Here is a 26,870-nt window from a genome sequence, read left to right on the forward strand (position 1 = left end):
ATTAAGCAAACAATTCATCGAGCGCGCGCTGAACACGGGTAGCTGAACTAGACTCATCAAGTGGATTTCGGCGTAAGCGATGCTGTAATGCAGGTACTGCAATTCGTTTGAGATGCTCGCGGCTTACTTTATTTTTGCCTTCTAATGCTGCCATAGCGCGGGAGGCGCGTAATAAGGTGAGCTCGCCACGTAAGCCATCGGTACCAAGATGAGCGCACAATTTAGTAGCATCTTCCAGCAACTTATCGTCAGCTTTCACAGTAGGTAATTTTTTTCGGGCAGCGGTCATTTGTCCGCGGATCTTTTCTTCTTCTTTCTCCCACACTGCTAAGAAGGCCTCAGGATTACGTTCAAACTGATCGCGCCGCTTAATGATCTCCACACGTCCTGCCATATCACTGGGTGTCTTTACCTCAACAGCCAAACCAAAGCGGTCAAGTAATTGTGGACGTAACTCGCCCTCTTCCGGATTACCGCTACCAACCAGAACAAATCGCGCTGGATGGCGCACACTTAAACCCTCACGCTCAACCACATTCTGTCCGGAAGCAGCCACATCAATCAAAAGATCAACCAAGTGGTCATCTAGTAGGTTCACTTCATCGATGTATAAAAATCCACGATGCGCTCTTGCTAATAGGCCAGGCTCAAAGGCTTTTTCGCCCAAGGTCAAGGCTTTCTCAATATCTAAGGCGCCAAGCACGCGATCTTCGGTTGCGCCTAAAGGTAAGTCCACCACGGGTACTGGGCGTACTTCGGTTTTTACTTTTGTTTTGGAATTGGACTGCGTATCGCAAATTGCGCAAGCGCCTGCCATAGCCTTTGGATCACATCCATAGGGACAGTTTTGAACAACAGTCATGTTGGGCAACAAGGCAGCAAGGCCTCGAACCGCAGTTGACTTACCCGTGCCACGATCCCCCATCACCAAGACACCACCGACACTTGGATCGAGGGCGACAACTAGAATGGCTAACTTCATATCCTCTTGACCAACAATGGCTGAAAAGGGGTAATTACGAGACATACCTTGCTCCTCTTAGTAACAATTAACTGCTTGTCGTTAATTTAGGGTTAAATATAAGGCATATGAACCTAAAAAATAGCCGAACAAAGGGAAAGCCATGAGTGAAAGTAACCCAAAAGACATTAAAAACATTGAGCACCGGATCGAATCCTGGCTAATCCCTACCGGTAATCTCTTTGTTTCTTTATTCCACCGGATAGCCCTTTTTGGTATTGGCGCAGCTACAGTTTGGGCCGCCGGCATGAGTTTTGCTGAAATGATGCAAAAACCTTATGCATCCGTTCAAGACCTACTCCTACTCTTTATTTATCTAGAAATCGGTGCGATGGTAGGCATTTATTTCAAGACCAACCATATGCCGGTTAGGTTTTTGATCTACATCGCTATCACAGCGGTTACTCGCCTGATTATTGATTTAGTCGGAACAAAGCATGAGGCAGATATGGGCATTCTGCTCATGGGTATCACCATTTTTGTATTAGCACTTGCCAATGCCTTGATCCGCTATGCCTCGAATAAATTTCCGAGTAAATCGGATACCCATAATGAGTAACTCGTGAACCCAGAAGAGTGGCAAACCCGGATTGATTTAGCTGCCTGCTATCGACTTTGCGCCTTTGAGGGCTGGGATGATTTGATTTATACGCACATCTCAGCCAGCGTTCCTGGCGAACCTAATCACTACCTGATTAATCCATTCGGCTACCAGTTTGATGAAATTACTGCATCCAATTTAGTGAAGGTCAACACACGGGGTGAGATTGTCGACTCCGACTCTCTATACAAAGTAAACCCTACCGGCTTTGCAATTCATGGAGCAGTGCATCGTGCAAGACCAGATGCACACTGCGTAATGCATCTTCACAATACTGCGGGGATTGCCGTATCTGCACAAAGCAAGGGCCTACTCCCGCTGTCACAACACGCTATGCGTTTTATGGGACATATTGCATACCATGACTACGAAGGTGTTGCTCTGACTGAGACAGAAGGAAAACGCTTAACCGAGTCTTTGGGACAGCACCCTGCAATGCTCTTACGAAACCATGGCACCCTGACACTGGGCAGAACAATCGGTGAAGCCTATGTGGTCATGGCAACCCTGATTAAGGCCTGTGAAATCCAAATAGCAGCACTTAGTTCCACAGATTTATACACACCCAAACAAAGTGTGATTCAGAAAGCAGCCGACGAGTTACATGACAATGGGGCCGAAGAAGGCATTCTCGAGTGGCCTGCCTTATTACGCATGCTCGATCGATTTGATGAGAGCTATAAAGATTAATACCCATCATTACGAAAGGAATAGGTATGCCAACCTTAAATGTGCAATTGTTTGAAGGTCGTACCGTTGAACAAAAACGTCAATTTGTTGCTGAGGTCACTCGTGTAACTTGTGAAACCTTAGGTTGCTCAGCAGGCTCTGTTGACATCATCATCACGGATGTCAAAAAAGAAGATTGGGCTACCGGTGGTAAGTTATGGTGTGATGCAGATAACAAATAAAAAGCTAAGCATGAACGGTGATCCTCATGCCCAAGGCTTGAATCACTTTTGAGACTGTATCAAAACGAGGCTTGGTATTCGGTTTTAGGGCTTTGTATAAGGCCTCGCGGCTTAGTCCGCTAGATTGAGCAACCTCTACCATCCCTTTAGCCCTAGCAATATGCCCTAGGGCAGCAGCCAGCTCCGCATCGTCCCCATCGGCAATGACTTGGTTTAAATATTCTGTCATTGCTTTTTTACTTTTCAGCAAACGAGCGATATCAAATTCAGAACATTTCAGGTTTTTAGTCTTTCTTAATAATTTCATTGAATTCCCCAAGTTCCATAACTAGCGCCTTTGCTAATTTAATATCCTTTGCTTGAAATTTTTTGCCACCTCCATTGAGCATCACAATAATCAATGGATCCTGATGAAAATAGTACATTCTCCAGCCAGCACCAAAAAATTCACGCATCTCATACAAAAAATTAGCTAACTGCTTAATATCTCCTAAATTTCCACGTTGAGCCTTTTCAAGGCGCCTAGCCAAACGTAATCGTGTTGCTAGGTCTTTAATGCTAGCCAACCATTCCCGAAAAATTGATGTCTCCAATACAGTAATCATGCAGAAATTTTAATAGATCAATTGTAATCGATCGATTACAAGATTGCAATCCCCTTCCAATTAAGAAGGATTGCATAGGCACTGCTAGGTTATCAGCGCATTAATAGGAAACTGCAAGGATTAAATGGTTTTTGCTTTTTCCAAGAAAAACTCAGCCTGCGCCAGAGATTCTTCTGCATCAAGCCCAACGATATCTGCCTGAACCTCTTTGCGAAGTTCGGGTTTAGCAATAAATATTGGGCCGCCAACCATCACCCCAATTTTTTGATTAAGAGATTCCTCTTTCAACAAGGCTACAAATCGTGCTAAAGCAGGGAGTTGATCTTCAGTGCTGACCGAGAGCCCGACCAGATCAAAGTGTTGCGTCTTGATTGCCGTAACAATATCGGCCTCACCGGCTGCCAACTCACCCCAAACTTTCCAACCGCCCCTGCGGAAAAACTCAGACACCATAAAAAGTCCCAAAGTATGTTGTGAGCCTGGTAATGGCACCAACATAGCATGAGGAGCGACCTCATCGGTTCGCGCAAATTCCTGAAAGAGTGGGCTAAAGTCATACACCAACTGCTTAATCCGCCACATGCCGGTCGTGACCTGCGTAAAACTGGCTTGATCTTCTTCCCACATTGTTCCAAGACGTCGAGCTACGGGAGCCAACAATCGCATATAGATCTCATCGAGGGGTACTCCCTGTTCGTAGAGCTCTTGTACAAATTGAGCTGCCCGACTGGCATCATCCTGCAGGACCAACTGAGACAGTTCTTCAACACGCGTTTGATCATCCAAACGAATATTCATCACTGGCGCAGTACTGGCTTGCGCATGTCCAGCATGGGTCATCAATAGACGGGGAATGACATTAGCCTCGATCGTTTGCATGAGCCAATCTAAATGTTCATTGGGTCCTGCATTGATGCGCAGCGGTCGACTGCCAAGATCAACCGCTAATTGTGAGATACGGTCTGGATTACTGTCATTGGCCGATTCATGAACACACTCGTCCCATTCAGCCCGACTGGGGTTGATGTTCTGCTGTTGCTCATCCTTGGAAAACAACTTTTCCTTGATGAGGCTGGCATATCGCCAAAGAACCATACTATCTCCGATTTTCTTAAGGTATTTCGTCTTAGGGGCTAGCCAAACCTCTACTGAAAATCAGGCCTATTTAGTCCATCTCTTTTGCTTTTGTATTTATAAATCCATAGGCAAGAGACCGCCATGAATGATTACTTTTAAGGGTAAACCCTTGATTTAATGCTGATTACATCTGAAAGTGTCAATAAAAGTTGACACATCTATATGAAACCAATATAAAAAGGGTAGTCCCTTTTGGAGCTAAAAAGCCATGGCCGTGTCCCAGAAATCGAAAAAAATTGCAATACCAATCCGTTTGGTATTAGTGACGATGGATACGCACTTAAACAGTGCCGCTAGACGTGCGCAATTTCAGCTCCAACGCGCAATACCTGGCCTATCCCTCCAAATTCATGCGGCCAGCGAGTTCGCTGGTAATCCAGAGTTAACCCAAAAAGCGCTCGATGACATTGCGGCCGGCGATATTGTCTTAGCTACCATGCTCTTCATGGAAGATCACTACCTTCCTGTCTTTGAGGCTCTCAAAGCAAAACGGGATCACTGTGACGCCATGGTCTGTGCGATGTCTGCTGGTGATGTGGTCAAACTAACGAAGATTGGTAAGCTCGATATGAGCAAGCCCGCAAGTGGCCCGATGGCGATCCTCAAAAAATTACGCCCTAAGGCCAAAACAGAAGGTGAGAAACAAACAAGTTCTGGCGCTAAACAAATGAAGGTCTTGCGCTTAATTCCACAAATCTTGCGTTGGGTACCTGGAACCGCACAAGACGTCCGAGTATATTTTTTAACTCTGCAATATTGGTTAGGTGGCTCCGAAGAAAACATCTTTAATCTGTTTAGCTATCTGATTAATCGGTATGCTGCCGGTCCTCGTGAAGAACTGCGTGGTTTAGCGAAGCCCACCGATCCAGTGGAGTATCCCGATCTGGGTGTTTATCACCCCCGTATGAAAAACCGCCTCAGCGAAAAACTCTCTGATCTACCCAAAGTAATCCCAGACGCCAAGCGCCGTGGTCGGGTTGGTCTACTATTACTTCGCTCCTATTTAGTATCAGGTAATAGCGGTCACTACGATCCAGTGATTGCAGCACTTGAGGCACAGGGCCTTCAAGTGGTTCCAGCATTTGCAGCCGGCTTAGACTCTCGCCCCGCCATTGATTCTTACTTCATGAAAAATAATCAGATCACCGTAGATGCAGTGATCTCTCTTACCGGTTTCTCCTTGGTTGGTGGCCCCGCATACAACGATGCGAAGGCAGCCGAAGAGGTGCTTGCTAAACTCGACGTGCCCTATATCGCTGCTCACCCCGTGGAGTTTCAAACACTGCCGCAGTGGGGTGGATCTGAGCGAGGCCTAATGCCGGTTGAGAGCACCATCATGGTAGCCATTCCTGAACTGGATGGCGCAACGCAGCCAATGGTGTATGGTGGGCGGCCCGGCGCCGCTGGAACCACCTGTACTGGTTGTCATCAACGCTGTACCTTTACCGAAGAACATAATCCACAAGATATGTTTACCTGTGTAGAACGAACTGCCATGCTCGCAGCACGTACTGCCAAACTCGTTGATCTCCGTAAGTCGGATAAGGCTAATCGTAAGATTGGTTTAGTAATCTTTAATTTTCCACCGAATGCGGGTCATACTGGTACAGCTGCCTATCTCAACGTTTTTGAGTCCCTGCATAAAACGATGCTAGGTCTCAAGGCTGATGGTTATACCGTCACTGTTCCAGAAACTGCTGAAGCATTACGTAAAGAAATTATTGAGGGTAATGCTCAGCAATATGGATCTGAGGCAAATGTACACACTCTTATCTCTGCCGACGATCATGTTAAGCGCGAGCCTTGGTTAAAAGAGATTGAAGCGCAATGGGGTCCAGCCCCCGGTAAACAATGGAGTAATGGCTCGGGTATCTTTATTTTGGGCAAGCAATACGGCAATGTCTTAGTGACCGTTCAGCCTGGTTTTGGTTTTGAGGGCGACCCCATGCGCCTCTTATTTGAGAAAGGTTTTGCGCCCACCCATGCGTTCTCGGCCTTCTATCGCTATATCCGTGAAGATTTTGCTGCAAACGCCGTCCTGCACTTTGGTACGCACGGCGCGTTAGAGTTTATGCCCGGTAAGCAATCTGGAATGAGTGGCGCTTGCTGGCCTGATCGACTCATTAATGATCTCCCTAATTTTTATCTTTATGCTTCCAATAATCCATCCGAAGGTGCGCTTGCGAAGCGTCGTGCGGGTGCGACCTTAATTAGTTATCTCACACCACCTGTAACCCAAGCAGGAATCTATGCGGGCTTGATTGATCTGAAGAGCTCAGTGGAGCGTTGGCGCGCGATCACTCCCGAACAACGTGGTGATGAAGAGGATCACGATTTGGCAGTTTTGATCCAAGCCCAAGCCGCTCAAATGGATTTGTGCAAAGCGGATCCACAATGGGACTTAAAAGACGATGTGGGCTTACAACAGCAAGTAAGCAAACTGTATTCAGACATCCTAGAACTTGAATACACCCTGATTCCGAATGGGATGCACATCGTGGGTGAGACCCCAAGCGAGACCGAGCGCGTTGATTTGCTCAGCGCCATGGCGATTGGTGCCTTTAACAAAGCTCTACCCAACTCAGTGATTACCCAGTTAGTTCAGGGTAAGTCGATCCAAACGATTGTGGACAAGAACCCTGATCTTAAGGAGTTTTCTAAAGAAGAAGTAATGCAGTCGCTAGAAAAACTACAGCACTGGAATCAACAAATTCAGCAGGAGACCGAGATTCCTGCGCTGCTCAGAGCCTTGGATGGTCGCTTTATCCGCCCCGCACCCGGTGGCGATGTAATGCGTAATCCTGAAGTATTACCATCGGGTCGCAATCTACATGGCTTTGATCCCTTCCGTATTCCTAGCGCCTTTGCGGTTAAAGATGGCGCTAAACAAGCCCAAAAGATTTTGCAAAAACATATGGATGATGGCAATCCACTCCCAGAATCAATCGCACTGGTCTTATGGGGTAGCGATAACCTCAAATCCGAAGGTGGTCAGATTGGACAAGCTTTAGCGCTCTTAGGTGCACTACCCCGCTTTGATGGCTATGGTCGTTTAGCAGGTGCCACGTTAATCCCACTAGAGGAGCTTGGTCGCCCCCGTATTGATGTGGTGATTACACTCTCGGGCATCTTCCGGGATCTCATGCCTTTACAAATTAAGCTATTAGCAGAAGCTGCGTTCTTGGCTGCATCAGCTGATGAGCCTAACGAGCAAAACTTTATCCGTAAGCACGCTCTTTCTTATATGCAAGAGCACGGTTGTGATCTAGAGACTGCATCCCTGCGTGTCTATGGCAATGCGGATGGCACCTATGGCGCCAATGTCAATCATCTGGTTGAGCACAGTGTCTGGGATGAAGAGGATGAACTCGCCGAGACGTATATGCGACGTAAAGGTTTTGCTTATGGCAAATCGGGTAAGCCAATTTGTAATAACGCCCTTCTCAAGAGCGTACTCGCCGATGTCACCATGAGTTATCAAAATCTGGAATCCATGGAGCTAGGCGTTACTACGATTGATAATTATTTTGATACCTTAGGTGGAATTACCAAAGCGGTTAAACGTGCAAAAGGTGGGCAAGAAATTCCGGTTTACATTGGCGATCAAACACAGGGTGAAGGTGTTGTCAGAACGCTGTCGGAACAGGTATCACTCGAAACTAGAACTCGGATGCTCAATCCTAAATGGTTTGAAGGCATGCTAAAGCATGGCTATGAGGGTGTTCGGCAGATTGAAGTGCACATCACCAATACAATGGGCTGGTCAGCCACCACAGGGCAAGTACAGCCATGGGTATATAAACAACTCACTCAAACGTTTATTTTGGATCCTAAAATGCGTGAGCGTTTAGCGCAACTAAACCCAACTGCCTCAGCACGGATGGCAAATCGCCTCATGGAAGCATCAAACCGAAACTACTGGCAACCCGATGATGAAATGCGTGCCGCTATGAAACAGGCCAGCGATGAGCTTGAAGATCGTCTTGAGGGAGTATTTGAGACACCCGCTTTGCAGCGCGTTGGATAAAAATCCAATCAAATAACCATTAGTGGGCTTTTTTGAGTAGGCGGAAGAAATATCTTGTCCAAGCTCTCTAGAGTTTTTAAATCTAGCTGAATATGGCTGGCAACTAAATTTTCTTCGAGGCGCTTTACGTTAACTGATTTTGGGATTGCGATTGCATTGGGTTGGCGCAAAATCCAGGCTAAGGCTAGTTGAGCTGGCGTAATTCCTAGGGTGTTCGCGATAAGCTTTAGATCAGGATGATTAACCAAATCACCAGTTCCCAAGGGCGAATAAGCCATTAACTGCATTGTTTGCTTTTGCATCAGCGGAATTAAATCGTATTCAATTCCTCTTGCATTCAGAGCGTAATAGACTTGGTTACAAACAGTACGCTCATGCGCCCCGATCCGATTCTCCGCAGCAATCCACTTTTGCAAATCCAAGGTGTCAAAGTTGCTAATACCGTAACTTCGAATTAAACCGCGCTCATGTAGCTTCAAGAAACCCTCAATGGTTGCCTCATACGAATACGATCCCTGCCAATGCAATAAATAGCAATCGATGTAGTCACAACTCATCCGCTTAATTGAGGCTTCACAGGCTGCAACGGTACCTTTGGTGCTGGCATTACTGGGCAATACTTTGCTCACGATTTGCAGTTGATCGCGCTTGCTATGTCCAGCGATTTTGAGTGCCTTACCAATTAAACTCTCTGCATTACCCGAGGCATACATCTCGGCAGTATCAATTAACCGATACCCCATTTGAATTGCAGCTTCAATCGCTTTAATTTCCTCGGCTTCAGACCGAGCAACTTCACCCATTTGCCAGGTTCCAAGGCCAATTCGAGACTGAAATGAGAATGTCATAGTATTAATAATACAGAGGCCGACTATTAAGACGAGTCGCTATCTTTCTCCAACAACTCTTCCCAGCGCTTCATTGAACGCGTCGTTTGCTCTTCTATTTGAGTCAGCTCATTTTTAAGGGTAACGATAAGGTGTGCATCTCCTCTGTAGATCTCCGGGTTTGCCAATTGTTCACTTAAGACCAATTGCTTTTTTTCTAATTGCTCAATCTGATTAGGCAGCTTATCTAATTCTGCTTTCTCTTTATTGCTCAACTTACTCTTCGTGACGCTTTGTTTTACTTCTGACTTGCTCTCTGACCTGCTCTCTAACTTTTTGTCTTCTTTGCTAGCCGTTTTATTGACGGTACTTGCCGTGTTTGCCTGTGTGAACGCATCAAAGCGTTTCTTTTGGATCCTGTAGTCCTCATAGCCACCCTCGTACTCTTGCCACTTACCATCGCCCTCATAGGCAATCATGCTAGTGACAACGTTATCGAGGAAGGTTCGATCGTGACTCACTAGGAACACTGTTCCCGCGTAATCTTGTAAGAGTTGCTCGAGTAGATCTAAGGTATCAATATCTAAATCATTGGTTGGCTCATCGAGTACCAAGACATTGGCTGGTCGAGCAAAGAGTCTGGCGAGCAAAAGGCGGTTGCGCTCCCCGCCCGATAAGGTACTAATCGGCGAGTTGGTTCGCTCGGGCGCAAATAAGAAGTCGCCTAAATAGCTCTTCACGTGCTTACGATTGCTGTTAATCTCAATCCACTCGCTACCCGGACTAATAAAGTCCTCAAGAGTAGCCTCTAGATTTAAACCTTCGCGCATCTGATCAAAGTAAGCGACCTCAATCCGCGTTCCCATGGTTGCAATTCCGCTATCGGGCTGGATGACTCCTAAAATCAGTTTGAGTAAAGTTGTCTTGCCAGCACCATTAGGACCCAAGAGCCCAACCTTATCCCCTCGCAAAATGGTTGCTGTAAAGTTTTGCACAATCGGCTTTTGGTAGGATTTACTGACGTTTTGTAAGTCAGCTACGATCTTGCCGCTACGATCCCCGGATGAGATGGCAAGCTTGATCTGGCCCATCGCATTGCGACGTTGTGCGCGTAAGGCACGCAGTTTCTCAAGACGGGCAATGCGTCCTACGCTCCGTGTTCGCCGAGCTTCCACACCCTTACGCACCCAAACTTCTTCTTGTGCCAGTAATTTATCGGCTCGGGCGTTTGCTAAAGACTCTGCATTGAGTTCTTGTTCTTTTACCTTCTCGTAACTAGAGTAATTTCCAGGGTAGCTGCGTAATATCCCGCGATCGAGCTCGACAATACGCGTAGCAACATGATCTAAGAAGGCCCGATCATGGGTAATGAAGATAATTGCACCCGTATAGGCGTTTAAGAGTTCCTCTAGCCACTGAATCGAATCCAAATCAAGATGGTTAGTTGGTTCATCGAGGAGCAAGACATCAGGCATGGTGACTAGGGCCTGCGCAAGCGCAACCCGTTTTTTAGTACCCCCAGAAAGCTGCCCAATCGTTTGATTAGCATCGAGGTGTAAACGGTCTAAGCTTTCGCTAACGCGTTGCTCCCAGTTCCAGCCGCCTTGAGCGTCCAGCTGCGATTGCAGTTGATCTAAGCGCTCATGATTGGATTCATCCCACTCGCCCTCTGAAAGTGCTTCGTACTCTTCGCGCAAGGCCTTGACCTGAGCCAGACCTTCAGCAGCTGCCTCAAAAACCGTGTGCTCGGTCTGCAAAATAGGTTCTTGGGCTACATAGGCTATGCGTAGATTCTGTTGATACTGCAAGAGGCCATCATCGAGCTTCTCAAGGCCAGCGAGGATCTTTAGTAATGATGACTTCCCAGTGCCATTGCGTCCAATTAGGCCAATGCGCTCTCCACTTTCTAGGGAAAAGGCTGTGCGATCGAGTAAGGGGACATGCCCAAAGGCTAACTTGCCCTCGGTGAGTGTGATGAGTGCCACTATGAACCCACTCTCTTTGAATGAACCAAGCCAGAGGCGCTAGCCAAGGGGAGAAATAAGCTTTGCCCCTGATGCGAGAGGCTCATAAAACCATGGTGCCGATAAAACTGGATAGCCTCATGATCTTTTGCGTCAACAATCAAGGCAAATGCGGTAATTTCCGAACGGCAGGCACGAGTGAGAGCATCAGCAAGCAAGGCACTCCCAAGCCCTTTCTGACGATGGCTTTTATCTACCGCTAGCCTGCCCATACGAACTGCAGGCACCGCCGCATAGCGGGGCAATTTCTTTTGAATAGCACTGGGTAGTTGATCTAACAAAACCGATGCTGACGCAAGGGTGTAATAAGCCAATAGTTGCCGATGGGAATTGAGTGCCATAAAGCAGGCACTCACCCTTCGCCGAATATCTTGCGAAGCTTGCTCCCGAATGTAGCGATCAAGGGGCATGGAGCCACTTTGAAACTGCTCACGGCTGATCGCCGCATCAAATGGAACAATGGTCAGCGACACAGTGTTAAAACGCGCTGGACTTTAGTAATTTTTGGCGTCGGTCAAATGCTTTCTTTAATGCTGCATTTGGCTTGGCGGGCTCCATCAAAGCATTCACAAAACGTGTTTGGTTCTCTTGGTTTAGGCGAATAATTTCTGACTGCTCTATCGCTGCAACGGCAGCCTCTTGGACAGCAGAAACAATAAAGTCAGTCATAGTACGTCCCTGTAGCTCTGCGGCACGCTTTAGTAGGGCATGCAAATCATTGCTAATGCGCGCCTCGAGGCGAGCAACGGATGGAGCGGGTATAGAAGCAAGAGTGCGGGTGCTTGGCATTCGTAAATTATACGGCACTTTGCCGTATAATGAGCGATTCTTTTTTGCTGTCTTGTCCATTCATTCTGTAGGTTGTTTATCAATAATTCTTCCAACCCATCCCCAAATGATTCGGTCCTTGCCGAAGTCGCCCGGCGTCGTAGTTTTGCCATCATCTCGCACCCTGACGCAGGTAAGACTACGCTCACGGAGAAGCTTCTCCTCTATGCAGGTGCCATTCAGATTGCGGGGAGTGTAAAGGCTCGTAAAGCCAGCCGTCACGCAACCTCGGATTGGATGGAGATTGAAAAGCAACGTGGTATCTCGGTAGCGAGCTCTGTCATGCAGATGGAGTATCGCGATGCGATTATTAACTTGCTAGATACCCCTGGTCACCAAGATTTTTCAGAGGACACCTATCGGGTATTAACGGCGGTTGATTCCGCCTTAATGGTTATCGATGCGGCCAATGGTGTGGAGCCACAAACCCGTCGCTTAATAGATGTATGTCGTGCTCGGCATACGCCACTAGTCACCTTTATTAACAAGATGGATCGTGAGGTTAAAAGACCTCTTGATTTGATGGATGAGATTGAAACTGCACTAGGGATGTCGGTAGTACCTTTTACCTGGCCAGTGGGCATGGGTAAATCCTTTGCGGGTGTGATTGATATCGTCAATCATCAGATGCGCCTCTTTAAGGCAGGTGAAGATCGTGTGACCGAAGACTCCAATACGGTCCTTGCTTTGGATGACCCATCCCTTAAAGAACGTTTTGGGAGCGCTTTTGAAGAGGCTCTTGCCGAAGTAGATTTAGTTAAAAACGCCATGCCCGCCTTTGATCGGAATGAGTTCTTGGCGGGTCGTCAATCGCCAGTATTTTTTGGCTCAGCCATTAATAACTTTGGGGTGCGTGAGATCTTAAATACTTTGGTCGACCTTGCCCCCGCGCCTGGATCGCGCCATGCGATTCAGCGTGAGGTCAAGCCCGATGAGAAAAAATGCTCAGCCGTAGTCTTTAAGATCCAAGCCAATATGGATCCGGCGCACCGTGATCGTGTAGCCTTCTTGCGGATTTGTTCAGGTCATTTTCAGCGCGGTATGAAGTTAAAGATTGTGCGCAATGGTAAAGAGATCCGCACCAATAATGCCCTTTCCTTTCTATCACAGCGGCGTGATATTTTGGATGAGGCCTTCCCTGGCGACATTATTGGCTTACCCAATCATGGACTCTTGCATTTAGGTGACACTCTGACCGAAGGTGAGTCTTTGCAATTTACCGGTCTACCCTTTTTTGCTCCCGAGATCTTTCGCATGGTCGAGGCCGCTGACCCCATGCGCAATAAACAATTACGTACAGGTCTTTTACAACTTGGTGAAGAAGGTGCTATTCAGGTCTTCAGGCCGCTTACAGGTGGAACGATGCTCTTAGGGGCTTTTGGGCAATTGCAATTCGAGGTAGTTGCCCATCGACTACAAACTGAATATGGTGCGGAGGTGCGACTGCTACCCGCGCGTTACAACATGGCGCGCTGGGTGAGCTCCGATGATCCAGTTGCCCTAAAAAAGTTTATTACCGAGAACAGTCACCGAATGGCTGAGGATGTGGTGGGTGCATCGGTATTTCTGGCGGCACATAAATCTGAGCTCGATGTTGCCAAGCAGCGCTGGGAAATGATTGAATTTCATGCGCTGCGTGAGCATGCGGGCCTGATTTATCAGACAGAGATGTAACGATGTCTAATACGCGCATTTGTTTTGTCCGTCATGGTGAGACCAACTGGAACGCAGAGCGGCGGATGCAAGGTCATATTGATATTCCACTCAATGCCAACGGTATTTCTCAGGCCGAGCGTCTTGCTAACGCCCTTATACGAGTTAAGCACTCCTTTGATGTCATTTACTCGAGTGATTTAGAAAGAGCCTTGCATACAGCCAATGCTGTGGCTAGAGCACTATCTTTGGATGTACAAATTACTCCACGACTGCGAGAGCGCAATGTCGGCAAATTGCAAGGACTCCTATTAGCAGAGGCCCCTGTTTTGCTGCCAGAGATTTGGCAAAGGCATATTGCTCGTGAGCTCGATCATGATTTAGGGGGCGGCGAGAGCATTCGTACTTTTCATCAACGGATGCAAGACATTCTTGAATTATTTTTGAATGAGCATCGTGGGCAATCAGTCTTAGCAGTGAGTCACGGCGGCTCACTCGATATGATCTACCGCATCGTCACCCAGCAAGCTTTAGATGCTGAGCGCGTTGCCGTGGTACCCAATACCTCACTCAATTGGATTACACACGATGGTTCTACCTGGAGCGTTGAATGCTGGGCGGATACTAGCCACCTGAGCGAGAGTGCTCTGGATGATATTGAGATCTAATCTTGATGCTGGGTGGCTAGCAAATCTAAAGCAATAGCCTCAGCTACTTTAATACCATCAATCCCAGCAGACATAATGCCGCCAGCATAGCCTGCGCCCTCGCCCGCTGGGTACAGTCCTTGCGTATTAATACTTTGGTAATTTGGTCCACGTTTAATTTGCAAGGGTGATGAGGTACGGGTTTCTACTCCCGTTAAGACCGCATCGTGCATTGAGAATCCTTTGATTTTCTTCTCAAAGGCAGGGATGGCCTCACGTATCGCCTCAATGGCATAGGCAGGCAAACTCTCTGCCAAATCGGTAAGATGCACACCGGGTTTATAGGAGGGTATTACTGAGCCAAACTCGGTCGAGGTCTTGCCTTGTAAAAAATCACCGACGAGCTGTCCAGGCGCCTCGTAATTTGAGCCACCTAATGTGAATGCTTTGGATTCGATCTGCCGTTGAAACTCGATCCCAGCAAGCGGTCCTCCGGGGAAGTCGTCTGGCGTAATTCCCACCACAATTCCGGCATTGGCATTGCGCTCGTTGCGGGAGTATTGGCTCATGCCATTGGTCACCACGCGATTAGACTCCGAGGTGGCAGCTACCACCGTTCCTCCGGGGCACATGCAAAAACTATAGACCGAACGCCCATTTTTGGCGTGATGCACTAGCTTGTAATCAGCCGCCCCAATGAGAGGGTTACCCGCATGCGGCCCTAAACGGGTGCGATCAATTAAAGACTGTGGATGCTCAATCCGAAAGCCTACTGAAAAGGGCTTCGCTTCCATATACACACCGGCATCATGCAAGGTTGCAAAGGTATCCCGGGCACTATGGCCTAAGGCAAGTACCACATGATCGGCCTCTAAAAAATCGCCGCTCTCCAAATGAATGCCTTGAAGTACATGATTGGAAATCTCAAAGCCCGTGACCTTTTGGCCAAAGCGTACTTCACCACCTAACTCAATAATCTCCTTGCGCATTTTTTCGACAACCCCCACTAAACGAAAGGTACCAATATGCGGTTTAGAAACATACAGAATCTCTTCGGGGGCGCCTGCTTTAACAAACTCCTGCAAGACTTTGCGACCATGAAACTTTGGGTCTTTCACCTGACTCCATAATTTGCCGTCGGAGAAGGTCCCCGCTCCACCCTCACCAAATTGCACATTGGACTCTGGGTTCAGAATCTTCTTGCGCCACAGGCCCCAGGTATCTTGAGTGCGCTCGCGCACGGGCTTGCCGCGTTCCAAAACAATCGGCTTGAGTCCCATTTGCGCCAAGGTCAACGCAGCAAAGATTCCGCAGGGGCCAAAACCAATTACCACAGGTCGTAGCGCACTTTGCGGTTTGATATGGGAATCAAAATGGGCAACAAAGTGATAGCGCGTATCGGGTGATAGGCGAATTTGGGGATCGTGTGCCAAACGTTTTAATACAGCTTCTTCATCTTTGACCGAAAGATCCAAGATATAGATAAAGCTGAGGACATTGTTCTTGCGCGCATCATAGCTTCGCTTAAAGACCTCATACCGAATCAGATCCTTTGCAAGAATTGCTAATTTTTTACAAATAGCGACCTCAAGGTCCTCAGGGGCATGGTCAATCGGCAGGCGAAGTTCGGTCAAACGGATCATAGGGTGTAACGATAGCAGTTTATGATCGACTTCTATGGGGCGCCCTACTATCTCTGTCAACATTCTGCCTTGGGAGCAAGCGCAATCTCAGGCTTACCCCATTCGACTTGCGGTCTTCATCAAAGAGCAAGGCGTTCCAGAAGAATTGGAGCTTGATGAGGAGGACCCACTTGCCTGGCATGCTATTGCAAAACTCGACGGGCAAGCAATTGGTACCGCACGCTTACAAAAAGATGGAAAGATTGGCCGGATGGCAGTAACCCGCACATGCCGTCGGCAAGGTGCTGCCAGCTCTCTATTAAATGCCCTCATAGACTTTGGTCGCCAACAGGGAATCCGGCAGTTTTATCTATATGCCCAGATGGAGGCCATTGCGTTTTATGAAAACTTTGGTTTTACAGCAAGCGGTCCAATTTTTAGGGAAGCTGGTATCGCGCATCAGGCAATGACCAAAACGATTTAGTAATACTTTTTGATCTCATCATCGTTAGAACGAAACCACGCTTGGCAAAACAGAACAAGAAACCCGATGGCAAAGTAAATAACATTTTGGGTGGTCACATAGGCAATGATCCCACCAATAGTTGAAAAGACACCCAGCAGACTCCAAAATATGTTCATATAAACTCTCGGCAATTTGTATTTATCTATTTTTTCATGGAAAGTAGATCATATGATCACTTAACGTAAAATGATTATCTCAATTTTAACCATTAGTAGCATATCGTGAATAAAGTTCTGCTAAGCCTACTTTTCTTTCTATTGGTGCAACCCGCCTATGCTAAGTGGGTTTTGATTTCCAAAGATGGGCAAGGGAATTCTTATTTTTACGAAGATACTAAGGTGGTTCTAAATCCTGGGGCCGAACAAGTGAGCGCTTGGCAAATGATTAGTTATGAAGAAAGAATGAGCGCTCCCAACGGCGAGTCAATCTATTCTGTGATCCAAGATATCTCGTATTTTTGCCGACCTGGTTACGAAAGCTATAAGCAGTTTTATATCGGTTACTACTCAGGTAGCAATGGTGGTGGAGTCTCAGTGCAAAACGTTGATACTAGTGACTCTAACTGGGAGCGGGTCATTCCCGATACGATGAGCGAATTACTCTTTAAGTTTTTTTGCAAAAAGAATTAATTTTTTACTGTTTCTGCACTTGCATTAGGTTGCTTAAAATACTCCGCGGGAAAGACCATCTCGACTCCCGATGCTCTTCTGAGCCAAATTTGGTTGTTATAGCGTATATAACAAGCTCGATTGACCACTCCAAATGAGGTCTCAAAATAAGCAAATAGCCAATTAGGCTCTTCTCTGCCGTTATCCCACTTACAAGTCTCGGAGGTAATCACGAGTCGCTCTCCGAATGCAGGCATAACACCAACAATATCGGCACGTGAAAACAGGGAGAACAATAATCCGCCCAAGAAAACGACCGCCAAGAAATAAAAAGAAGGAGTTTTATAAAACTTAGGTTTTTTATTATCGAGCTCTTGTGTGGCAAGCAATAACTTATCAAAATTTTCTTTTGCAATACTGACGTGTACTTTATGGATTGCTTCCTCAGCACCCTCTACAGCTTGCGATTTTGAGGTCTTTGCTGTCGCACCCTCTGGATATACAAAACACTCGGCTTCTGATAAACCCAAAAATGTTGCGAGCTTCTTGGCTGCTACAAACTTAATGGCGGGCGAATAAAAACAGCTTGACTCTCCATTCTCAATTTGCTCGACATGACTTGTGGTCAGTGAGGCCATCTTTGCCAAATCAGCGGTCGACATGCCCACCCGCTCTCTTGCTCGTGCAAATTCAGCGCCTTTGATTTCAGGGATTTCGTTTGGATTTGTCATTTTTAGCAAATTAGCTCTTATTCCTACCAAATGATATCAATATGTTCATTAAGGATAAAGGGGACTTTTCTAATTAATTTTCAATGACTTAGCCCCAATATTACTCATTTTTTGACAATTTCATGGGGGTTTTTCATATAAAATATGGCTCATTCCAACAAAAGGCTTAATTCATGCAGCTGATTTGGGTTTCCGGGGCCACCTCTAAGGTTCAAAAATTCAACATCACCCCCAAGGGCTTGATGAAGATTGGCCTTGCCATTGGTACCTTTTTTGTTCTTTGCGGTATCGGAATTCATTTCATTGGATTTAAGATGGCGCTTCAAGTCCGACCAGATCTCGCCCGAGCAATGGGTGGTGTCGTTACCTTCGAAGAGCTTGATGCTCTAGATGTTGCTTATAAAGAGGAGTTAGAGAGACTTCAGGCTCAACTCACCAAGTCCATTGAAAAAATCTCAGAACTAAAGACTCTCAAAGATCGCTTTGCAGATGTTGCCACCCCTGCCCCAGTGAAAAGTAAATTAACTGAGAATACTGGGGGTGCCCGTGGCGGTCCTTTCAAACCATTTGTATTCAAAATTGATCCAAACAAATCCGTAGATAAAAACTTTCATGAGACCGTCCTAAGCTCAAAAGAATTAAATTTAATCCTCACAAAAGTTAAGAATGATTGGTCTTCGCAATACGACTGGCTCAATCAACTTCCAATCGGTATTCCAGTGGCATCACAATTTGGCTCAATGAGCAGTAATTATGGGATGCGTATTGACCCCTTTACCAAAAACTTAGCGCATCATTCAGGTATTGATTTTCAGGCAAGTCCAGGAACGGGGATCGTTGCAAGCGGTTACGGCACCATTAGCAAGGTATCTACCGACTCGATTTATGGCAAATATGTTGAGATTAGCCATAGTGATGGCTTTGTCAGTAAATACGCGCACGCTCAAAAGGTATTTGTTAAACCTGGTGAGCAAGTTTCTAAAGGGCAATTAATTGCAGAGGTTGGGTCCACCGGTCGATCAACCGGACCGCATCTTCATTATGAGATTATTCGCAATGGCAGTCATTTAAATCCTGCCCAAGTTCTGTTGATGCCAAGGCAAGCCAATTTGCCAACCAATCCTAAGCCCACTACTGCTGTTGCAAGCCAGTAATTTAGGTTCGATTACTTCCCTTTTTTTTCCTCGTTTTCCTCATCTTCGCGAGCAAATGCTTCGAAGACCTCCATTGCCTCAGGGGATACTTCTTGTGGTTCGTCTGGATCAATCCTAGACATCGTGCCGGTCAATTTAGCGCCTTGCTCCACTCCAATTTGACCGTAAATAACTTCTCCATGAATGTCTGCGCCATCATGGAGCTCTGCCCGTTCGGAGGCATAAATAGTACCGTTCACCCTGCCAGCAATAAGCGCCCTATAGGTATTGATATCGCCTTCTACCGTTGCTGTTTTTCCTAAGGCGACTGTAATATTGCTACCCGGCGGAGATTCGATATTGCCAATTACCTTGCCGTCAATTCGAATACTTTCAAAAGCAGCAATATTTCCCCGAAATACCGTTCTTGGGCCAACGATTGTCTCAAATGACTCTACGGTAGGATCTAAAAAACGAATTGCGGAGGATTTTTTCTTAGCCATGGTTATTGGAGATGGTAATTCAATTAGCAGAATGATGCTTCATTATTACCAAACATTAGGCTGAGCCTCATGCCATTGCTTTCCCAATCCAAGCATTTGCTCATCAAGAATGTGCTCAGCCTGATCGGATAGAAGTGATCCCGGCGGAATTTTTATTAGCTGGTCTACCAATCCCTGTAATTTGCCTTGTTGATTGCGTCGCAGAATTAAATCTTCGCTGATCTCCTGATGTGTCTTTATCCCAGCCGCTGCGCACATATCGGCAAAGGCAAGCAAGGTCTCATGGTGGAAGCGATAAACACGTTCGCTCTTATCCAACGGATTTAAGGCGCCCTGCCGTAAGCGATCCTGTGTGGCTACCCCAGTAGGACAATGATCAGTATGGCATGACCTAGATTGAATACAACCAATAGCAAACATGAAGCCTCGAGCTGAATTACACCAATCCGCACCAATCACGAGAGCTCGCATGATGTCAAAAGCGCTCACAATTTTGCCAGCAACTCCAATCCGAATCTGATCACGCAAGCCTACACCAACAAGGGAGCTGTGAACCAATCGCAAGCCATCGCGCATTGGTATTCCCATATTGTCAACAAACTCTACTGGGGCCGCTCCCGTTCCGCCCTCACTACCGTCAACCACAATAAAGTCGGGATATATCTTGCTCTCCAACATTGCCTTCACAATAGCAAACCAATCGGCAATATTACCGATGCAAAGCTTAAAGCCAACTGGTTTACCATTCGATAAGTTACGGAGTTCTTGAATAAAAAGACATAACTCTATGGGGGACTTAAAGGCAGAATGACTCGCCGGTGATACGCAGTCCTCCCCCAAAGGAACCCCGCGTGTTAGTGCTATCTCTGGGGTTACTTTAGACGCCGGTAACACGCCCCCATGGCCAGGTTTTGCACCTTGAGATAACTTGATTTCAATCATTTTGATTTGAGGCTCTAGCGCTACTGTTTTGAAACGCTCAGGATCAAAGCGCCCATCCTGCGTACGACAACCAAAGTAACCTGAGCCAATTTCCCAGATCAAATCACCCCCATACTTGCGGTGATAACTAGATACAGATCCCTCGCCGGTATCGTGTGCAAACCCACCTTTTTGAGCGCCTCGGTTTAAGGCCATGATGGCATTTGCTGACAAAGCGCCAAAACTCATTGCAGAGATATTGAATAATGAAATGGCATAAGGCTGGGTACAGCGACTACCGCCAACGCTAACCCTTAAGGAATTCAGATCCGGTGCAGAAGTAGGATTGCCTTTTTGGAGAAGCACCTCTACATTAGGCTGATACATATTAGTGAGGGTTCCAAAAGGTCGCTTGTCTGATGCGCCCTTGGCGCGCTGGTAGACCAACGCTCTTTGCGCCCTAGAAAACGGAATCTCTTCGTTATCGGATTCTAAAAAATACTGACGGATTTCTGGGCGTATGAACTCGAATAAAAACCGTAGATGCCCAGTCAATGGGTAATTATGCAAAACGGCGTGCTGATTTTGCATCAGATCCCGAAACCCAATCCAGGAAAAGAATAGAAATAAGGCGAAGAGTAACCAAACATGGAGGCCACCAGGGCCCATAAAGCAGTAAAGACCACTCACCACTGCGATCAAAATACTTAGCAGCCAAGGTATAAATCGCAAAGGCATGTCAGATTTTTTTATACCGCTCTCAAACAAAATTTAGTATGAAGGGCCTAAACTGCCTTCAGTTTCTTCACTACTGGCTCTGATAGAGCATTCACATCTACAGGAAGAGCGTCCTCCAAAAGACAATGCAACTGCCCGTTTACTCTAGCATCTGCATGAATAAAGATTTGCCCATAATCGATATCCCCGTTGACAACGGCCGTTGGATAAATCTCAAGACGATTTTCGACTCTCAAATTACCATCCACCCGGCCGATCACGATCGCGTTTTTACAGATAATATCCCCCCGCAAAATACCGGAGGCATCGATCACAGCGGTATCTTCAGATAGGGGATCTAGTTTTACATTACCAATGCACTCCCCAGAAATTAGCAGGTGCCCTTTAACAGTCTGATCGCCCTGAATGAGGGATCCCGAGCCGATGATATTATTAAATACCAAGTTGGTCGGGGTAGATGGATGCTTAGCTTGGACATTAAACATGAGAGTCTCCGCAGTGTTATTTTGAGTTTCATTCTAAGCCTAAACTAAGGTCCCATTTATTACGAAATGGCTCCAGACTAGGGTAAATACTAATCATGTCTTGGTTTTAAATACGAAATCTGAAGAAATGATGGGATAGCCTAAAATTCATCCATGATTAGAAAAAAAGCTATTAATCGAATGGTATGGGTCATGCCCATCCTAATTGCTGCAACGCTTCTCCATGGGTGCAGTAAAAATGACACCGAGAAGAGCAAGCAGGCGTATTGGTTGCCTGACGCAAAAGAAGAGCAACTTCCCCTTGTGGCATACCACGGTATTAGCTATACCGGATCTAAAGAGCAAATTAAGAATCAATTCAAGTGCACCGAATATGAATCCACTCTGAGTTGCAAGATAAAGGTGGATGACAAAGAAGATCATGTTTGGATTATGTTTAACGAGTCTGACAGGCTCATTGTGATTAAAAAGGAATTGGGCTATTTCAATCCAGAACAAGCCCAGCAGATTATTGATCGCTTTACCCTTAAATATGGGCTTGATTTTGAGCCCACTGCGGGGCAAGAAAGCTCATTTAAAGCAGGTTTACGGAAAACAAAAACCTATTTATTTGGCAAGGGTCAAGTTGCCTTTCAGATTGGTCGCAGTCTCAACAACCGCAATGAACTCATGTTAATTTATTACTTCCCCGAAGATGTTGGCGCCACCTTTGCGAAAAGTATTCAGAACTAAAGAAGCGCTCGCCCAGGCTTTAAAAGCTCAGGGGTAAATTGGATATCGGGCAGGTCTTTATTAAAACCAACATCTTTAACTTCGTAAGCCCACGCCAGAACCATCGCAATCGCCTCAAATAAAGGGGCAGGAATGGATTCTCCAATATCCAATTGATTAAAGAGGTATCGGGCTAATGGTGGTATTTGAGCAATCGGTACATTGTGCTCTGTAGCCACTTCCCGAATCCGAAGGGCTAGCGCATCTGCCCCCTTGGCCAAGATAATTGGGGCAGACATCCTGTCAGGATCATAGCGAATAGCAACGGCATAGTGTTCCGGATTCGCCAATACCACGTCTGCTCTTTCAATGGCTGACATCATGCGCGATGACGCAATCTGTCGCTGCCGTTGGCGCATACGTGCCTTAAGCTCTGGAGAGCCCTCAGACTCTTTTAATTCCTGTTTCATCTCTTCAGGACTCATTTTGATTTGCTTATTAAAGTTAAATAATTGCAAAAAGGCATCGGCTATCGCAATTGCCAGTAGTGGCGCCATTAACAAAGCAAAACCGTTCAAGATAAATGCGGTGGTATTTTCTAGTGCGAGATTAAAATCAAGATCGACAATCGATCGCAGGAAGGTAAATAGCCCATAAAGATAGGCAAAGCTAATGCCCAAGATCAAAATAGTCTTAAAGATATTTTTAACCACTTCCAACAGGACTGTGACCGAGAACATTCTGGCAAAACCTGCAAATACATCTAAGCGCTCTAAATTAAATTGCAAAGCAAAATATGCCTTGAAGTTCACTAAAAATAATGGTGCAAAGATTGATATCAGCCAAATGATCAATAGAACAACACCGCAAATGAAGAGAACGATCAGAAATGCCCCGGAAGTCCACTCTGCAATATGATCAATCAAGGTAATCGGTTTAGAAAACTGCAGGCCAGATTGCATCATGATGACCAGTTGGCGCATCAAATAGGGGCCCGCCGTTAAGAGAAAAATAATAAAGCCCAATAACAAGGCAAACGTAGTAATGTCCCTAGACTGCGGGAGTTGGCCCTGCTCTCGTGCGCGCTGAATTCGTCGCTCGGTCGGTTCTAGTTCTCGGTCTTGCGAATCGTTCTGATTTTCGGCCAAATGGGCTCCAAGGGTATCTTTTTGGGGCTTTAATTACCACTCATTATCCCCAATGCCTAACTATAAAGGGGTAAATAGCCGTATGTTTTAACGAAGAAAGCTCACTCTACTCAGACTAGATTCATCGATTTACCCGAAATACTTGTTTTAAATCAATTATTTATATAGTATTAGCTCTTGAGCTATGAATTACAACTGGATTGTTAGCCATGGACACAATTAAGGTACTGATTACCAATCAAAAAGGTGGGGTCGGCAAAAGCACGATTTCTGCCAATTTGGCTGCGTATTTAGCGATCCAGGAGAGCAAGAAAGTCTCATTAATTGACTTTGATAAACAATCCTCGGCCTCACGCTGGGCTAGCAAAGCCCCGAATATCGGCATTGAGATTCATCAAGCTAACCTGGAGTACAAAAATAGTGGTTTAACCCTTTTAGATGCCCGCGCTATGTTGCGGAACTTCTCGGTTAACTCCGATATTTGCATCTCCGATCTTACTTGGACGCACGCAATTCCTTATGAGTTCCTCTTAGATTTTGACATCATCTTGGTGCCTAGTTCTACTTCTAAATTCGAGATGGCCAGTACCGAAATATTTATCCTTGAATATGCCCAGCTCTACCTTTCCAAGTTTTCAAATAACAAACAACTGATCCTGGTTGCACCTAGTAGAGTGGATAAGAATTTCTCTCCTGCTACAGCGTTTACCAATTTAGAGTTTTTAAATAATTGTTTAATTGCCCCACCACTCTATATCGCGCCCAATATCGATCAGTATGTCTATCACGACTTTTTATTCTTATCGACCGATGATGCGGTCTCCAATAATTTTATGGACTTTGGCCGCTTTGTTCATGAGAAGATTGTTGCGCAAGCTGTCCAAAAATCCCAAAAAGCGAATATCAATCAATACACTGGTCTAGTCGGAAAAAAACTCAGCATCCTCGATGACTACCGCTTAGGACGAATCCGAGCACGTAATGGAGAGGCGGGAGACCAAGAGGCGAGAGAAACAATCTCTAGAAAAGTAGGGGAAATGACCTCAAACTTTATTCCCCACTTCCTAAAAAAGAATAAAGATACCCCTGAATAATAGTTCGTTAGTTTGTATTTGGGTGGATCGTATTAAGCATTGCAATCATTTGAAGGTATTTTGGTGGCATTCCAAATGAAGCTGCATTCTCTACACCAGTACTCTTAGTTTTTGAGATCGCCGCCAAAATCTCTGGGTCAATCTCAATTTTTTTAGGCTCCTCATCTAAATCAAAATCGCCATCCGCTTTTGCAATCACGATCTTTTGAACGGTAGGAACATCGTTCTTGATTAAGACAATCCAAGTATCGGTTAAAAGTGTGCTGTTTCTGAATAAGCCCCAACGCCCCCAATAAGTTTGGCTGTCAATGAAATAAGAATCTTCTTCATAAACCTTTAAATCACTGCCGCTGTATTTGTAATGCGATACCGCATTTTCACATAAATCAGCTACAAAAAAGTGAGTACGCTCTTCCGGTGAGATCTCAGTCGGTGCCAAGGTGGGCAACAAAGCCTCAAAGGCCTTTAAATCAAGCATACATTGCGCTACCCTTGTCTCGGGGTTGGGATGCGATGCGCCATGCATGAAATCCGATTCCTGCGCTTTTGTTCCATCTGGAAGATACTGATCGGCCAACTTTTTAAGTACTGAAAACAAAGCAATTGATCGACCCGATAAGCCGTATTTGCTAATCCAGTATTTTTCGATCTCAAGAGTGGCTTGAGAGAGCTGTTTTAAGAGTTGCTCGTCTTTTGTAAAGTGGGCGCTGTAATTAAAGAAGATTTGGTTGAGGCGCTCCTCCGCCCCATTTGCATTCTTGACCTTGGCATGCCAAAAATCGTTGAAGTCCTGATAGTTGGCACGAGAGCAATATGGCAAAAAAGCGACGACATTGAATAAAGCCTGGCACATTATGTCTGCGCCAGATTTACCACCCAATACAGCGTTAAAGAGTCCCAAAAGAATACTTTCTGATTAAAAGGACAATACTAAGCTACACCAGCCTCTTTTCGTACTTTCATCAATTGATCAGCTCGCTCTTTCATTTGTTTGATCTTGCGATTGCGATTCTCAACTTCATAGTTATACAGCATTGCCTCGTAAAGGCGCTTACGTAAAAGCTCCGAAAGCAATGCGATGACAAATAGGTTGAAAAACATCCACCATAGATCGGCTACCAATAAAATATCGGCGATCCCCAAGCATAAGATACTCGTTAAGCGTAAATAGTTGGTTTCAGAAAACTGCACTTCATTCATTGCGATAACCCAATATTCTCTAGGACTGTATTTATATCAAAAAAATACGGGGTTTTCTAGCGCAAAATGTCCAAAAATGGTGCATGCGCTCAAAGGCAATTAATTAAACCTTGGTCAATATTTCGTAACTTATTGATTTGTATCGATTTCTAAGAATTTGGGTCTGCTTCAAGCTGCTTTAACACCTGATCACACCGAATTTGTTCCTGAGCGCTTAATTTAGCCTTGTAGGCGTCAGCCTCGGCTTTAGCAATTGGATTGCCCTTTTGAGCAGATAAGACCAGCCAGGCATATCCACGCGCAGGGTCCTTCTCTACGCCCCTACCGTCAATATACATTTTTGCCAGGTTATAACGCCCAACCGAACTGCCAGCAAGGGCGGCTTTTTTGTACCAAAAGACGGCTTGGGTCTCATCTTTGTCCAAGTTAACCCCATACTCATGCCGCCCGCCCAACTCAACCATTGCCATCGTATTGCCATGCTCGGCTGACTTAATCATCCAAAACCAACCTTGACCAACATCTTGTTTGGTACCAATCCCTTGCAAGTACATCAAGGAAAGGTCATATTCTGAACGGGTGTCACCGGACTCAGATAGTTTCTTAAAAAGCTCAAACGCCTTTTTATAATCACCACCTTCATAAGCTGATCGAGCGCGTTGATAATCTGAGCAGCCAACTAAAAAGAGGCTGATGACAATAATCAATAAACTACGCATCTTGATTTACTCTGAAATCCCTATTGTCATTACTTCTTTGCTGGCGCTTTGGGTGCTGCTGTGTCCGCTGCTTTAGGTGGCAGATCTTTCAAATCCTCATCTTCTTCTGCATTATCACCAGCTGGCTTAGCATTAACTAATGGAGCCACTTTGGGTTCTACACGATAGCTAGCACCAAGGTCTCCCCCCACTAAGCGTGCAAATCCACCAATATAACGGCGGCCTAGGTCGGGATAAAAAGGCTCATTGGCCAAATAGCCTTTACTGCGAATACACGATTGGGTATTAACGCTACCCTCGCAACTTGCTACGGCAGAAAGTCGACCAACCTCATATTGTTCGCCAAGGAAAAAAATAAACACGATGAATACCAATGGAGCTACTAACCAAATCAGCAGCTTTTTGAGATAGCCAATCAACATATCTACTTTTGGATTCATCTTAATACTC

Annotated in this window: 30 protein-coding genes; 11 read left to right on the top strand and 19 right to left on the bottom strand. The window is 45.9% G+C overall.

From position 1 onward, the window contains the following. Position 1 precedes the first annotated feature (1 nt). Entirely contained in the window at positions 2–1,027 is a 1,026-nt protein-coding gene (bchI, locus tag NKE59_RS07025; protein WP_353438266.1) for a magnesium chelatase ATPase subunit I, read from the bottom strand. A 97-nt stretch (positions 1,028–1,124) separates the two neighbouring features. On the opposite strand from bchI, the gene NKE59_RS07030 reads away from it, so the two are divergent. Genes NKE59_RS07030 through NKE59_RS07040 form a run of 3 tightly spaced genes read left to right on the top strand, consistent with a single transcriptional unit; the run spans position 1,125 to position 2,533 of the window. Then, positions 1,125–1,580: a phosphate-starvation-inducible PsiE family protein gene (locus NKE59_RS07030; RefSeq protein ID WP_353438267.1), complete on the top strand. Its 456-nt coding sequence runs from the start codon at positions 1,125–1,127 to the stop codon at positions 1,578–1,580. A gap of 3 nt (positions 1,581–1,583) precedes the next feature. After that, positions 1,584–2,312: a class II aldolase/adducin family protein gene (locus NKE59_RS07035; protein ID WP_353438268.1), complete on the top strand. Its 729-nt coding sequence runs from the start codon at positions 1,584–1,586 to the stop codon at positions 2,310–2,312. 26 nt (positions 2,313–2,338) lie between these two features. After that, the gene (locus NKE59_RS07040; protein ID WP_353438269.1) at positions 2,339–2,533 is read left to right on the top strand and encodes a 4-oxalocrotonate tautomerase; all 195 of its coding nucleotides are present in this window, start codon (positions 2,339–2,341) and stop codon (positions 2,531–2,533) included. 4 nt (positions 2,534–2,537) lie between these two features. Here NKE59_RS07040 and NKE59_RS07045 read toward each other — a convergent pair whose 3' ends face one another. From NKE59_RS07045 to NKE59_RS07055, 3 genes are all read right to left on the bottom strand, one after another. Further along, on the bottom strand, positions 2,538–2,840 hold the full coding sequence (locus NKE59_RS07045; RefSeq protein ID WP_353438270.1) for an addiction module antidote protein: 303 nt from the start codon (positions 2,838–2,840) through the stop codon (positions 2,538–2,540). Next, positions 2,818–3,138 carry a type II toxin-antitoxin system RelE/ParE family toxin gene (locus NKE59_RS07050; RefSeq protein WP_353438271.1) on the bottom strand — a complete coding sequence of 107 codons (321 nt, stop codon included), beginning with the start codon at positions 3,136–3,138 and terminating at the stop codon, positions 2,818–2,820. The genes NKE59_RS07045 and NKE59_RS07050 overlap by 23 nt, the downstream gene beginning before the upstream one ends. Positions 3,139–3,258: 120 nt before the next feature. Then, positions 3,259–4,233 carry a cobalamin-dependent protein gene (locus NKE59_RS07055; RefSeq protein WP_353438272.1) on the bottom strand — a complete coding sequence of 325 codons (975 nt, stop codon included), beginning with the start codon at positions 4,231–4,233 and terminating at the stop codon, positions 3,259–3,261. 256 nt (positions 4,234–4,489) lie between these two features. Here NKE59_RS07055 and NKE59_RS07060 point away from each other — a divergent pair, with 256 nt between their 5' ends. After that, entirely contained in the window at positions 4,490–8,302 is a 3,813-nt protein-coding gene (locus NKE59_RS07060; RefSeq protein WP_353438273.1) for a magnesium chelatase subunit H, read from the top strand. A gap of 8 nt (positions 8,303–8,310) precedes the next feature. Here the strand turns inward: NKE59_RS07060 and NKE59_RS07065 are convergent, their stop codons facing one another. From NKE59_RS07065 to NKE59_RS07080, 4 genes are all read right to left on the bottom strand, one after another. Next, positions 8,311–9,150 carry an aldo/keto reductase gene (locus NKE59_RS07065; RefSeq protein ID WP_353438274.1) on the bottom strand — a complete coding sequence of 280 codons (840 nt, stop codon included), beginning with the start codon at positions 9,148–9,150 and terminating at the stop codon, positions 8,311–8,313. 26 nt (positions 9,151–9,176) lie between these two features. Then, the gene (locus NKE59_RS07070; protein WP_353438275.1) at positions 9,177–11,114 is read right to left on the bottom strand and encodes an ATP-binding cassette domain-containing protein; all 1,938 of its coding nucleotides are present in this window, start codon (positions 11,112–11,114) and stop codon (positions 9,177–9,179) included. After that, entirely contained in the window at positions 11,114–11,563 is a 450-nt protein-coding gene (locus NKE59_RS07075) for a GNAT family N-acetyltransferase (protein ID WP_353439929.1), read from the bottom strand. Before NKE59_RS07075 ends, NKE59_RS07070 begins: the two co-directional genes overlap by 1 nt. Before the next feature lie 67 nt (positions 11,564–11,630). After that, entirely contained in the window at positions 11,631–11,942 is a 312-nt protein-coding gene (locus tag NKE59_RS07080; protein ID WP_353438276.1) for a DUF1778 domain-containing protein, read from the bottom strand. Positions 11,943–12,014: 72 nt separating this feature from the next. Here NKE59_RS07080 and NKE59_RS07085 point away from each other — a divergent pair, with 72 nt between their 5' ends. Together NKE59_RS07085 and NKE59_RS07090 are read left to right on the top strand one after the other, a co-directional pair. Further along, positions 12,015–13,655, top strand: a complete 1,641-nt coding sequence (locus NKE59_RS07085) for a peptide chain release factor 3 (RefSeq protein ID WP_353438277.1) — start codon at positions 12,015–12,017, stop codon at positions 13,653–13,655. 2 nt (positions 13,656–13,657) lie between these two features. Then, on the top strand, positions 13,658–14,302 hold the full coding sequence (locus NKE59_RS07090; RefSeq protein WP_353438278.1) for a histidine phosphatase family protein: 645 nt from the start codon (positions 13,658–13,660) through the stop codon (positions 14,300–14,302). Here NKE59_RS07090 and NKE59_RS07095 read toward each other — a convergent pair. Further along, positions 14,299–15,924 carry an NAD(P)/FAD-dependent oxidoreductase gene (locus tag NKE59_RS07095; RefSeq protein WP_353438279.1) on the bottom strand — a complete coding sequence of 542 codons (1,626 nt, stop codon included), beginning with the start codon at positions 15,922–15,924 and terminating at the stop codon, positions 14,299–14,301. The two genes, NKE59_RS07090 and NKE59_RS07095, sit on opposite strands and share 4 nt — an antisense overlap. 34 nt (positions 15,925–15,958) lie before the next feature. Between NKE59_RS07095 and NKE59_RS07100 the strand changes: the two genes are divergently transcribed. Next, the gene (locus tag NKE59_RS07100) at positions 15,959–16,387 is read left to right on the top strand and encodes a GNAT family N-acetyltransferase (protein WP_353438280.1); all 429 of its coding nucleotides are present in this window, start codon (positions 15,959–15,961) and stop codon (positions 16,385–16,387) included. On the opposite strand, the gene NKE59_RS07105 is transcribed toward NKE59_RS07100, so the two are convergent. After that, positions 16,384–16,545, bottom strand: coding sequence for a hypothetical protein (locus tag NKE59_RS07105; protein WP_353438281.1), 162 nt, complete (start codon positions 16,543–16,545; stop codon positions 16,384–16,386). The two genes, NKE59_RS07100 and NKE59_RS07105, sit on opposite strands and share 4 nt — an antisense overlap. 105 nt (positions 16,546–16,650) lie before the next feature. Between NKE59_RS07105 and NKE59_RS07110 the strand changes: the two genes are divergently transcribed. Then, positions 16,651–17,058, top strand: a complete 408-nt coding sequence (locus tag NKE59_RS07110; RefSeq protein ID WP_353438282.1) for a surface-adhesin E family protein — start codon at positions 16,651–16,653, stop codon at positions 17,056–17,058. On the opposite strand, the gene NKE59_RS07115 is transcribed toward NKE59_RS07110, so the two are convergent. Further along, entirely contained in the window at positions 17,055–17,768 is a 714-nt protein-coding gene (locus NKE59_RS07115) for a helix-turn-helix domain-containing protein (protein ID WP_353438283.1), read from the bottom strand. The genes NKE59_RS07110 and NKE59_RS07115 overlap by 4 nt on opposite strands. Positions 17,769–17,941: 173 nt before the next feature. Here NKE59_RS07115 and NKE59_RS07120 point away from each other — a divergent pair, with 173 nt between their 5' ends. Then, positions 17,942–18,922 carry a M23 family metallopeptidase gene (locus NKE59_RS07120; protein WP_353438284.1) on the top strand — a complete coding sequence of 327 codons (981 nt, stop codon included), beginning with the start codon at positions 17,942–17,944 and terminating at the stop codon, positions 18,920–18,922. A gap of 11 nt (positions 18,923–18,933) precedes the next feature. On the opposite strand, the gene NKE59_RS07125 is transcribed toward NKE59_RS07120, so the two are convergent. The 3 genes from NKE59_RS07125 to NKE59_RS07135 all read right to left on the bottom strand — a co-directional run bounded on the left by NKE59_RS07125 (position 18,934) and on the right by NKE59_RS07135 (position 21,548). After that, positions 18,934–19,404, bottom strand: a complete 471-nt coding sequence (locus NKE59_RS07125; RefSeq protein ID WP_353438285.1) for a polymer-forming cytoskeletal protein — start codon at positions 19,402–19,404, stop codon at positions 18,934–18,936. A 45-nt stretch (positions 19,405–19,449) separates the two neighbouring features. Then, positions 19,450–20,994, bottom strand: coding sequence for an FMN-binding glutamate synthase family protein (locus NKE59_RS07130; protein WP_353439930.1), 1,545 nt, complete (start codon positions 20,992–20,994; stop codon positions 19,450–19,452). A 116-nt stretch (positions 20,995–21,110) separates the two neighbouring features. After that, positions 21,111–21,548, bottom strand: coding sequence for a polymer-forming cytoskeletal protein (locus NKE59_RS07135; protein ID WP_353438286.1), 438 nt, complete (start codon positions 21,546–21,548; stop codon positions 21,111–21,113). A 153-nt stretch (positions 21,549–21,701) separates the two neighbouring features. On the opposite strand from NKE59_RS07135, the gene NKE59_RS07140 reads away from it, so the two are divergent. Beyond that, positions 21,702–22,280: a hypothetical protein gene (locus NKE59_RS07140; protein WP_353438287.1), complete on the top strand. Its 579-nt coding sequence runs from the start codon at positions 21,702–21,704 to the stop codon at positions 22,278–22,280. Here the strand turns inward: NKE59_RS07140 and NKE59_RS07145 are convergent. Next, the gene (locus NKE59_RS07145; protein WP_353438288.1) at positions 22,277–23,407 is read right to left on the bottom strand and encodes an EscU/YscU/HrcU family type III secretion system export apparatus switch protein; all 1,131 of its coding nucleotides are present in this window, start codon (positions 23,405–23,407) and stop codon (positions 22,277–22,279) included. The two genes, NKE59_RS07140 and NKE59_RS07145, sit on opposite strands and share 4 nt — an antisense overlap. A gap of 209 nt (positions 23,408–23,616) precedes the next feature. Between NKE59_RS07145 and NKE59_RS07150 the strand changes: the two genes are divergently transcribed. After that, positions 23,617–24,501, top strand: coding sequence for a ParA family protein (locus NKE59_RS07150; protein ID WP_353438289.1), 885 nt, complete (start codon positions 23,617–23,619; stop codon positions 24,499–24,501). Positions 24,502–24,508: 7 nt separating this feature from the next. Here the strand turns inward: NKE59_RS07150 and NKE59_RS07155 are convergent, their stop codons facing one another. The 4 genes from NKE59_RS07155 to NKE59_RS07170 form a co-directional block, all read right to left on the bottom strand. After that, positions 24,509–25,354 carry a hypothetical protein gene (locus NKE59_RS07155; RefSeq protein WP_353438290.1) on the bottom strand — a complete coding sequence of 282 codons (846 nt, stop codon included), beginning with the start codon at positions 25,352–25,354 and terminating at the stop codon, positions 24,509–24,511. A gap of 77 nt (positions 25,355–25,431) precedes the next feature. Further along, the gene (locus NKE59_RS07160; RefSeq protein WP_353438291.1) at positions 25,432–25,701 is read right to left on the bottom strand and encodes a hypothetical protein; all 270 of its coding nucleotides are present in this window, start codon (positions 25,699–25,701) and stop codon (positions 25,432–25,434) included. 149 nt (positions 25,702–25,850) lie between these two features. Continuing rightward, positions 25,851–26,420, bottom strand: a complete 570-nt coding sequence (locus NKE59_RS07165) for a tetratricopeptide repeat protein (protein WP_353438292.1) — start codon at positions 26,418–26,420, stop codon at positions 25,851–25,853. Between the two features lie 29 nt (positions 26,421–26,449). After that, a complete protein-coding gene (locus tag NKE59_RS07170; RefSeq protein ID WP_353438293.1) occupies positions 26,450–26,860 on the bottom strand; it encodes a hypothetical protein in 411 nt (136 codons plus the stop codon). Positions 26,861–26,870 lie beyond the last annotated feature (10 nt).

The sequence above is a fragment of the Polynucleobacter sp. UK-FUSCHL-C3 genome, from assembly GCF_040409815.1.
Taxonomy (GTDB): Bacteria; Pseudomonadota; Gammaproteobacteria; order Burkholderiales; family Burkholderiaceae; genus Polynucleobacter.